Origin of the sequence: Kitasatospora sp. NPDC059599 (genome assembly GCF_042735125.1) — a bacterium.
GTDB lineage: Bacteria > Actinomycetota > Actinomycetes > Streptomycetales > Streptomycetaceae > Kitasatospora.
In genome coordinates this window covers 23,060-31,544 of sequence record NZ_JBHWCL010000114.1, presented here as the reverse complement: position 1 = coordinate 31,544, position 8,485 = coordinate 23,060, and the positions used below count along the sequence as shown (strand labels likewise).

Genomic DNA, 8,485 nt, shown 5'->3' with positions numbered 1-8,485 from the left:
ACGCCCGGTTACATTCCGAACCCGGAAGCTAAGCCTCACAGCGCCGATGGTACTGCAGGGGGGACCCTGTGGGAGAGTAGGACGCCGCCGAACAACCTTTGTGAAGAACCCCCATCCGGATTCCGGATGGGGGTTTTTCGCGTTTCCGGGACACGTGTTTCCGGGGCGAACGCCGGAGCCCATCGGAGCCGGCCGATGCGCACGGGCGCCGGTGGGGGTCCTGGCGGCTCCGGCGGGAGGGGCTGCGGGGGAGGATCCCGAAAATCTTGGTCGACCGTGTCGAGAACCCGTGGCCGGCTTCGTCCCCGGGGTGAACGCGGCCACAATGGGTGGCACCAGCACGAGGGAGAAGCACGATGGCCAAGTACCTGATGCTCAAGCACTACCGGGGTGCCCCGGACGCGGTCAACTGCGTGCCGATGGACCAGTGGACGCCGGAGGAGATCTCCGCGCACATCCGGTACATGCAGGACTTCGCGGCCCGGCTGGAGAAGACCGGCGAGTTCGTCGACGGTCAGGCGCTCGCACCCGAGGGCACCTGGGTGCGGTACGACGGCGAGGGCCGTCCGCCGGTCACCGACGGTCCGTTCGCGGAGACCAAGGACCTGATCGCCGGCTGGATGGTGATCGACGTGGACAGCTACGAGCGGGCCCTGGAGCTGGCCGGCGAGCTGTCGGCCGCGCCGGGGGCCGGCGGGAAGCCGATCCACGAGTGGCTGGAGTTGCGTCCGTTCCTGGCCGCGCCGCCCACCATCACGGAGTGACCTTTCCGATGGACGAGGCCCTGCTCCGGAGCCTCACGCCGAGCGTGCTCGGGATCCTCGTCCGCCGCGGAGCGGATTTCGCGGCGGCCGAGGACGCCGTCCAGGAGGCGTTGGTCGAGGCGGTGCGCGTCTGGCCGGCCGGTCCGCCCCGGGATCCCAAGGGCTGGCTGGTCACGGTCGCCTGGCGGAAGTTCCTCGACGCGGCCCGGTCGGACACCGCCCGCCGCCGGCGGGAGGATCTGGTCGACCAGGAGCCGGGTCCGGGGCCGGCGGCCGAGGTGGACGACACGCTCCAGCTCTACTTCCTGTGCGCCCACCCGTCGTTGACGCCGTCGTCCGCGGTCGCGCTCACCCTGCGGGCGGTGGGCGGTCTGACCACCCGCCAGATCGCCCGGGCCTACCTGGTGCCCGAGGCGACCATGGCCCAGCGCATCAGCCGGGCCAAGCGCACCGTGTCCGGCGTGCGGTTCGATCAACCCGGAGATCTCTCCACGGTGTTGCGCGTCCTCTACCTGGTGTTCAACGAGGGCTACTCCGGGGACGTCGACCTCGCCGCCGAGGCCATCCGGCTCACCAGGCGGCTGGCGGCTGCGAGCGACCATCCCGAGGTGGCGGGGCTGTTGGCCCTGATGCTGCTTCACCACGCCCGGCGGGCCGGCCGGACCGGGCCCGACGGCAGCCTGGTCCCGCTGGCCGAGCAGGACCGCGGGCGGTGGGACACCGGGTTGATCGCCGAGGGGGTCGGGATCCTCCGGACTGCGCTGGCCCGTGACCGGCTGGGCGAGTTCCAGGCACAGGCCGCCGTCGCGGCGTTGCACGCCGACGCCCCCACCGCCGCCGAGACGGACTGGGTGCAGATCGTCGAGTGGTACGACGAGCTGGTGCGGCTGACGGACAGTCCGGTCGTGCGGTTGAACCGCGCGGTGGCGGTCGGTGAGGCGGACGGGCCGCGGGCCGGGCTGGCGGCGCTCGCGGAGCTGGACGACGCACTGCCCCGGTACACGGCGGTGGCGGCGTACCTCCACGAGCGCGACGGGGACCCGGGGACGGCGGCACGCCTGTACGCGGAGGCGGCGCACAAGGCGGCGAACCTGGCCGAGCGCGAGCATCTGACCCGTCAGGCGGCCCGGCTCAACGCGGGTCCGAACGCCGGTCGGCCCCGCTGAGGGGACCCGAGGGGTCCCGAGGGGCCGGCCGGGGCGGGGTCAGAGCCGGCCCGCGGCCTTCAGCGCCAGGTAGGTGTCGGCCAGGGCCGGGGCGATCTGTGCGGGCGGGGCGTCGAGCACGGTGACGCCGTGGCGGGTGAGGTGTTCGGCGGTGGCGCGGCGGTCGGCACGGGTCTGCTCGGCGGCCGCGGCGCCGTAGACGGCCTCGACGGTGCCGCGGCCGGCGGCGAGGACGTCCAGCCGCGGGTCGGCGACGGAGGCGAGGACGACCTCGTGGCGTTTGGTGAGCAGCGGCAGCAGCGGGCGCAGGCCGTCCTCGACCGGGGCCGCGTCGAGGCCGGTGAGCAGGACGATCAGTGAGCGCTGCGGTGCCATCTTGAGGGCGGTGGAGACCAGCGAGCGCATGTCGGTCTCGTGTAGCGCGGGCTCCAGGTCGGCCATCGCGTTGGTGAAGGCGGGCAGGACCTCGTGGGCGGAGCAGCCGGCCACGGCGGCGCGCTTGTGGAGGTCGTGGGCGAGCAGGTCGACGCGGTCGCCGGCGCGGGTGGCGAGGGCGCTCAGCAGCAGGGCGGCGTCGAGGGCGGCGTCCAGGCGGGGGGCGTCGCCGACGCGGCCGGCCGAGGTGCGGCCGGTGTCGAGGACGACGAGGATGTGCCGGTCGCGTTCGGGGCGCCAGGTGCGGACGGCGACGGTCGTGCGGCGGGCGCTGGCGCGCCAGTCGATGGAGCGGACGTCGTCGCCGGGCAGGTACTCGCGCAGGGAGTCGAACTCGGTGCCCTGGCCGCGGGTCAACACCGAGGTGCGGCCGTCGAGTTCGCGCAGGCGGGCGAGCCGGGAGGGCAGGTGCTTGCGGCTGGCGAACGGGGGCAGCGCGCGGACCGTCCACGGGACGAGGTGCGAGCCCTGGCGGGCGGCGAGGCCGAGCGGGCCGAACGAGCGGACCGTGACCCGGTGGGCGTGGTGGTCGCCGCGGCGGGTCGGGTCGAGCAGGGTGACGGCCCGGCGCCGTTCGCCGCCGGGCACGGTCAGGGTGTGCCGGGAGGCGGTCTCGGCGGTGCCGGGCCGCCACGCGGACGGGGCCCAGGCGTCGCGGACCAGGGCCCGGAGGGGGCGCCCGGACGGATTGGTGACGGTCAGTTCGACCGAGGCGGGTTCGCCGAGCCGGACGGTGGTGTCGCCGCCCCGGCCGAACCGCAGCTCGCGGACGGGGGCGGCGAGCACCAGGTCGGCCACGACGGCGAGCAGGACCGTGCCGGTGACCAGCCAGATCCCGGTCGCCGACGGCAGTAGCAGGCCCACGACGAGCGCGCCGAGCGCGGCGAGCAGGGCGGTTCGCCCGGTGAGGGCCATGCGGTGCGCTCCTTCGGTGACCCGTCGTCCGGAGGCCCGTGACGGGAACGGGCGGCGGGCGGCGGGCGATGGATCGGGAGGGTCGGGCTGATCTGGTGGATCAGCGGGGTGCGGGCGTCTGGGCGAGGACGGCCTGGATGACGGAGTCGGCGGTGACGCCCTCCATCTCGGCCTCGGCGCGCAGCGCGACCCGGTGCCGCAGGGTGGGCAGGGCGAGCGCCTTCACGTCGTCGGGGGTGACGTAGTCGCGGCCGGCCAGCCAGGCCCAGGCGCGGGAGGCGGCGAGCAGGGCGGTGGCGCCGCGCGGGGAGACGCCGATGGACAGCGACGGGGACTGCCGGGTGGCGCGGCAGAGGTCGACGATGTAGGCGAGGACCCCGGGGGAGACGGTCAGTTTGGCGATCTGCTCACGGGCGGCGGCGAGGTGCTCGGGCCCGGCGACCGGGCGGACGCCGGCCGCGGCGAGGTCGCGGGGGTCGAAGCCGGCGGCGTGCCGGGAAAGGACCTGGAACTCCTGGTCGCGGTCGGGCAGCGGCAGGATCAGCTTGAGCAGGAAGCGGTCCAGCTGGGCCTCGGGCAGCGGGTAGGTGCCCTCGTACTCGACCGGGTTCTGGGTCGCGGCGACCATGAACGGCACGGGCAGCGCGCGCGGCTCGCCGTCGACCGTGACCTGGCGCTCCTCCATGGCCTCCAGCAGGGCGGCCTGGGTCTTCGGCGGGGTGCGGTTGATCTCGTCGGCGAGCAGCAGGTTGGTGAAGACCGGGCCGGGCTGGAAGGAGAACTCGGAGGTGCGGGCGTCGTAGACGAGCGAGCCGGTGACGTCGCCCGGCATCAGGTCGGGGGTGAACTGGATGCGCTTGGTCTCCAGGCTGAGCGCGGTGGAGAGGGTGCGGATCAGCAGGGTCTTGGCGACGCCGGGGACGCCCTCCAGCAGGACGTGGCCGCCGCACAGGAGTGCGACCACCAGGCCGGTGACGGCGGCGTCCTGACCGACCACGGCCTTGCCGATCTCGGCGCGCAGGGCGGTCAGCGCGGCCCGCGGGTCGGTGCTGCCGGGGGTGGCGGCCGCCGGGGCGGGGACGGCGCGGAGCTGGGCGGTTGCCTGGTCGGTCACGGGTTCCGAACCTGCCTTTCGAGGGCGTCGAGGTCGTCGGCGAGCCGCAGCAGTGCGGCGTCGTCGGTCGGGGGCGGGCCGAACAGCAGGGCCCGGACGTCCCCGGCGGGCCGGCCGGGGAGCCGGTCGGCCACGGCCGCGCAGAGTGCGTCGGTGTCGGGTGCGCCGGCCCGGAGCGGGACGCCCAGGGCCGGGGCGAGGCGGTGGGCGGTCGCGCCGCGCAGGGCCTCGGCGGCGTGGCCGCGGGCCCTGGCCCGCCGGTAGAGACGGGCACGACCCTCGGTGGTCTCGGAGGCGCGGACCACCACGGGCAGGGCCTCGCTGACCACCGGGCCGAGCCGGCGGCCGCGCCAGAGGGCGGCGAGCACGGCGGCGACCACGAGTTGGTAGTAGGCCCAGTGCCAGCCGCTCGGGATGAAGTCCTCAAGGGTCTTGTGGCCGGCGCCCTCGGCGAGCGGGGCGGTGTAGTCCGGCAGGTGCCAGGTGAGGTGCGGCTGCGAGCCGAGCAGGCCGAGGGCGAGGGACGCGTCGCCGTCGGTGGCGAGCTTCTCGTTCTGCAGGAACGCGCCGCTGCCGAGCACGATGACGTCGCCGGCGCCGGCCGGGGTGCTGACCAGCGGGTAGCCGTGGCCGCGCGGGTAGCAGCCCTGGCCGCGGCTGCCGCTGGTGTAGAGCATGCCGCCCAGGTGGGCACTGCCGGCCCGGGTGGCCTCGATGAGCGGGCAGTCCGCGGTGGTGCTGCGGACGGAGGCGTAGCCGCCGCCGTCCTCGGACGGCCGGATGCCGGGGGCGAGCGCGGTGAGTGCGGTCGGGCCCGGGGCGATCAGGACCAGCCTCCGGTGTCCGGCGGCCGCGACGGCGCGCAGCTGGGCGGGGTCGAGCAGGTCCGGTTCGGGCAGCACGAGTGTGTCGGGGCCGGCCGGGCTGCCGGTCGGGTCGGTGGTGAACTCGGCCTTGAGGCCCTGCTGTTCGAGCAGCGTGACGACGGCGTGGGCGCCGTCGGCGTCGTACGAGCGGGGGTCGAGCGGCGGGTACCGGTGGTCCTGGCCGAGGGAGGTCACGGCGACGGCGCCGATCAGCAGGGCGGCGAGGAAGGCCAGGTACCAGCGGGCCCGGCGCCACAGGCCGCGGGCCGTGGGGGCGAGGCTGGTCGGGGCGGCGCCGGCCGGCGCCTCGGCCGCGGGCGACGGCGCGGGGGCGGTGGCGGTCATGCCGTTCCTCCCGGGGCCTGGGGCGGGGTCGAAGCGGACGCGGCGGGGGCCGCCGCGCCGGGCGTGAGCACCGGGCGGGTGCGCTCCAGCGTCCGGTCGAGCTCGTGCAGCAGGCGGTACGCGGCCTGGTCGGCGGTGCGCTCGCCGTACGTGATGTCGTCGAAGGTGCGGGCGGCCGCGTGCAGTGCGGCGGCGTGCTCGGGCAGCGCCCGGCCTGCCTCGTCGGCGGCCTCGTCCGCGGTGCGGCCGGGGCGGGAGTCGAGCAGGGTGCGCTCCTCCAGGCCCCGGACGAGGGCCCGCATCTGCTCGCGGACGGCGTCGGCCCAGCGCCCGGCGGCGGCGTGCCCGGCGGCGTCCGCCCGGTACTGCGCGGCGCTGCGCGGGCCCTCGACCCCGTACACGTCCCCGGTGGTGCGGGCGGCGCGCCCGGGCGCGCCGAGGCGCCACCAGAGCGCGGCGCCGATCAGCACCGCGACGACCAGGAAGAGCACCAGGCCGGTGGTGCCGCTCGTGCCGTCGCCGGAGATGCTGCCGAGCGCGCCGGAGACGTGGTCCCAGAACCAGTCCACGGCCCGCTGCAGGATCGACGGGTCGTTCTTGTGGTACTCGGCGTTGAGCAGCTCGTCCCGGGCGGCGTCGCGCGCGGGATCGCGCGGGACGGTGACCGGGGCGCCGCCCGCGGCGAGGAGCCTGTCCCCCCAACTAGGCATCCGGTTCAGCGCCTCGCCGGGGTCTGGTCGCTGGGCTCGCCCCAGCCGGTGCCGCCGTACTCGGGCAGACCGGCGGCTCGGGCGAGCTCGATGTCCAGGGCTTCGCGACGGATCCGCTGGTCGACGTAGAGCAGCACGCCGACGGCCGCCATGAAGGGGGTGGTGAGGGTGCCGGCGATGATCCCGGCGACCGCCATGACGACCATCATCGCGACGCCCTGGTGGCTCGTGCCGGTCAGGCCGTTCGGGTCGAGGGTCTCGAAGCCGAGCATCAGGCCGATGAAGCGGAACGGGACGGCGATGACCACCGCGACGACCAGCGACAGCACCTTGCTCAGCAGGGTGATGCCGAAGATCCGCCACCAGGAGCCGCGGACCAGGCGCCGCGAGCGCGACAGTGCCGTGGCCACGCCCTGCTTCTCCAGCATCAGCGCGGGGGCGGCCAGGCTGTAGCGGACCCACAGCCAGGCGGCGACGGGCAGGGCCAGCAGGCCGACGAGGAAGAGCAGCGCGGTGGTCGCGGGCTCGTCGGCGCCGCCGGCGCCGTAACCGATCAGCGGGGCGAAGCCGAGCAGGGCCACGCCGGGGCCCATCAGGACGGTGAGCAGGGTGAGCCCGAGCAGCTGCAGGATCCGCGGCCGGGCGTCGCGCCAGGCTTCCCCGGCGGTCGCGGAGCGGCCGAGGACGGCGCGGCTGACGACGATGGTGAGGAGCGCGGCGGCGAGCACGTCGAGCAGCAACTGCAGCGGCAGGGCGGCGACCAGGCGCAGGGTCTGGGTGGCGGCGCCGGTCTTGCCCCTGACCAGGAGGTCCACCAGGACGGCTCCGGCCTGGGCGACCACGGCGATGCCGAGGGAGAGGGCGAGGACGGTCCGCCAGTGCCGGCGGACGGTGCCGACGGCGCCGTCGAGCAGCTCGCCGACGCCGAGCGGGCGCAGCGGGATGACGCCGGGCCTGGGGCTCTGCGGTGCGCCCCAGCCGTGGGGGTGCCGGCCGCCGGGGGGCTGCTGGCCCCACTGGGGCCGGTCGTACTGGCCGTACTGGCCCGGCTGGCCGGTCCAGCCGGGGGTGGCCTGCGGTGGTGCCGACGGCCCGGGCACGGCGGCGGGCGCGTCGGCCGGGGGCCGGACGCCGTCGCGGGGTGGCTCGGACGAGCTGGGCGAGGCCCAGCCCGGAGTGTCGGTCATCACTGCTCCTCGGAGGGGCGTCGTGGGCGCGGCTCCGGACGGATCTTCCGCCCGCACGCAGCGCCAATCGTGCCATGGGGCCGCAGGAGGCCCCATGGGGATCCGGTTGCTGATCGGCAACGGGCGGTCACGGTGGGTCGGGCGGTGGGCCGCGGACGGTTCGGAGGCGCTCGGGCCGTGGTCATTCGCCCGGTATGGCCGGAATGCGCCGGTGGGGGAAGTTGGCCGTTCTGGAGCAATGGCACTGCTGTGCGGCAGGTCACAATCCGGTAATGAGAGGATGGACGCATGAAGGGACGCGTCCTCGTCGTTGATGACGACTCCGCACTGGCCGAGATGCTCGGCATCGTGCTGCGTGGTGAGGGTTTTGAGCCGTTTTTCGTCGCGGATGGGGACAAGGCGCTAGCCGCGTTCCGGGAGACCAAGCCCGATCTGGTCCTGCTCGACTTGATGCTGCCCGGTCGGGACGGCATCGACGTCTGCAGGCAGATCCGGGCGGAATCCGGGATTCCGATCGTCATGCTGACCGCCAAGACCGACACGGTCGACGTGGTGGTGGGCCTGGAATCGGGTGCCGACGACTACGTCACCAAGCCGTTCAAGCCCAAGGAGCTGGTGGCCCGGGTCCGTGCGCGGCTGCGCCGCGCCGAGGAGCCGACACCCGAGCAGCTGACCATCGGCGATCTGGTGATCGATGTGGCCGGCCACTCGGTGAAGCGGGACGGCCGGGGCATCCCGCTGACCCCGCTGGAGTTCGACCTGCTGGTCGCGCTGGCCCGCAAGCCCTGGCAGGTGTTCACCCGCGAGGTGCTGCTGGAGCAGGTCTGGGGCTACCGCCACGCGGCGGACACCCGCCTGGTCAACGTCCACGTACAGCGCCTCCGCTCCAAGATCGAGAAGGACCCGGAGCGCCCCGAGATCGTGGTGACCGTCCGCGGCGTCGGCTACAAGGCCGGACCCAGCTGACGTGACGGACCGGGCTG

Annotated in this window: 8 protein-coding genes and 1 rRNA gene; 4 read left to right on the top strand and 5 right to left on the bottom strand. The window is 75.0% G+C overall.

Translation table 11 applies throughout. The annotated features are described in order from the left end of the window. The 3 genes from rrf to ACFV04_RS31235 form a co-directional block, all read left to right on the top strand. Positions 1-93 (top strand): 5S ribosomal RNA (gene rrf, locus ACFV04_RS31245); the annotation flags it as partial. A 263-nt stretch (positions 94-356) separates the two neighbouring features. Continuing rightward, positions 357-764: a YciI family protein gene (locus tag ACFV04_RS31240; protein ID WP_360253523.1), complete on the top strand. Its 408-nt coding sequence runs from the start codon at positions 357-359 to the stop codon at positions 762-764. A gap of 8 nt (positions 765-772) precedes the next feature. After that, positions 773-1,930 (top strand): RNA polymerase sigma factor, encoded by a 1,158-nt coding sequence (locus tag ACFV04_RS31235; RefSeq protein WP_380348950.1) that lies wholly within the window; start codon positions 773-775, stop codon positions 1,928-1,930. 39 nt (positions 1,931-1,969) lie between these two features. On the opposite strand, the gene ACFV04_RS31230 is transcribed toward ACFV04_RS31235, so the two are convergent. The 5 genes from ACFV04_RS31230 to ACFV04_RS31210 form a co-directional block, all read right to left on the bottom strand. Beyond that, on the bottom strand, positions 1,970-3,280 hold the full coding sequence (locus ACFV04_RS31230) for a DUF58 domain-containing protein (RefSeq protein WP_380534086.1): 1,311 nt from the start codon (positions 3,278-3,280) through the stop codon (positions 1,970-1,972). Positions 3,281-3,380: 100 nt separating this feature from the next. Beyond that, a complete protein-coding gene (locus ACFV04_RS31225; protein ID WP_360253557.1) occupies positions 3,381-4,310 on the bottom strand; it encodes a MoxR family ATPase in 930 nt (309 codons plus the stop codon). Between the two features lie 80 nt (positions 4,311-4,390). Beyond that, positions 4,391-5,605 carry a DUF4350 domain-containing protein gene (locus ACFV04_RS31220; RefSeq protein WP_380534084.1) on the bottom strand — a complete coding sequence of 405 codons (1,215 nt, stop codon included), beginning with the start codon at positions 5,603-5,605 and terminating at the stop codon, positions 4,391-4,393. Further along, positions 5,602-6,315: a DUF4129 domain-containing protein gene (locus tag ACFV04_RS31215; protein ID WP_380348937.1), complete on the bottom strand. Its 714-nt coding sequence runs from the start codon at positions 6,313-6,315 to the stop codon at positions 5,602-5,604. The genes ACFV04_RS31220 and ACFV04_RS31215 overlap by 4 nt, the downstream gene beginning before the upstream one ends. Positions 6,316-6,320: 5 nt before the next feature. Then, the gene (locus ACFV04_RS31210; RefSeq protein ID WP_360253515.1) at positions 6,321-7,502 is read right to left on the bottom strand and encodes a glycerophosphoryl diester phosphodiesterase membrane domain-containing protein; all 1,182 of its coding nucleotides are present in this window, start codon (positions 7,500-7,502) and stop codon (positions 6,321-6,323) included. A gap of 288 nt (positions 7,503-7,790) precedes the next feature. On the opposite strand from ACFV04_RS31210, the gene mtrA reads away from it, so the two are divergent. Further along, the gene (mtrA, locus tag ACFV04_RS31205; RefSeq protein WP_030061806.1) at positions 7,791-8,468 is read left to right on the top strand and encodes an MtrAB system response regulator MtrA; all 678 of its coding nucleotides are present in this window, start codon (positions 7,791-7,793) and stop codon (positions 8,466-8,468) included. Positions 8,469-8,485 lie beyond the last annotated feature (17 nt).

What these genes read in the sequence shown, in the direction of transcription:
- ACFV04_RS31215 (WP_380348937.1), bottom strand. Translation starts at nt 6,315, where the DNA reads ATGCCTAGTTGGGGGGACAGGCTCCTCGCCGCGGGCGGCGCCCCGGTC.
- ACFV04_RS31230 (WP_380534086.1), bottom strand. Translation starts at nt 3,280, where the DNA reads ATGGCCCTCACCGGGCGAACCGCCCTGCTCGCCGCGCTCGGCGCGCTC.
- ACFV04_RS31220 (WP_380534084.1), bottom strand. Translation starts at nt 5,605, where the DNA reads ATGACCGCCACCGCCCCCGCGCCGTCGCCCGCGGCCGAGGCGCCGGCC.
- ACFV04_RS31240 (WP_360253523.1), top strand. Translation starts at nt 357, where the DNA reads ATGGCCAAGTACCTGATGCTCAAGCACTACCGGGGTGCCCCGGACGCG.
- ACFV04_RS31210 (WP_360253515.1), bottom strand. Translation starts at nt 7,502, where the DNA reads ATGACCGACACTCCGGGCTGGGCCTCGCCCAGCTCGTCCGAGCCACCC.
- mtrA (WP_030061806.1), top strand. Translation starts at nt 7,791, where the DNA reads ATGAAGGGACGCGTCCTCGTCGTTGATGACGACTCCGCACTGGCCGAG.
- ACFV04_RS31235 (WP_380348950.1), top strand. Translation starts at nt 773, where the DNA reads ATGGACGAGGCCCTGCTCCGGAGCCTCACGCCGAGCGTGCTCGGGATC.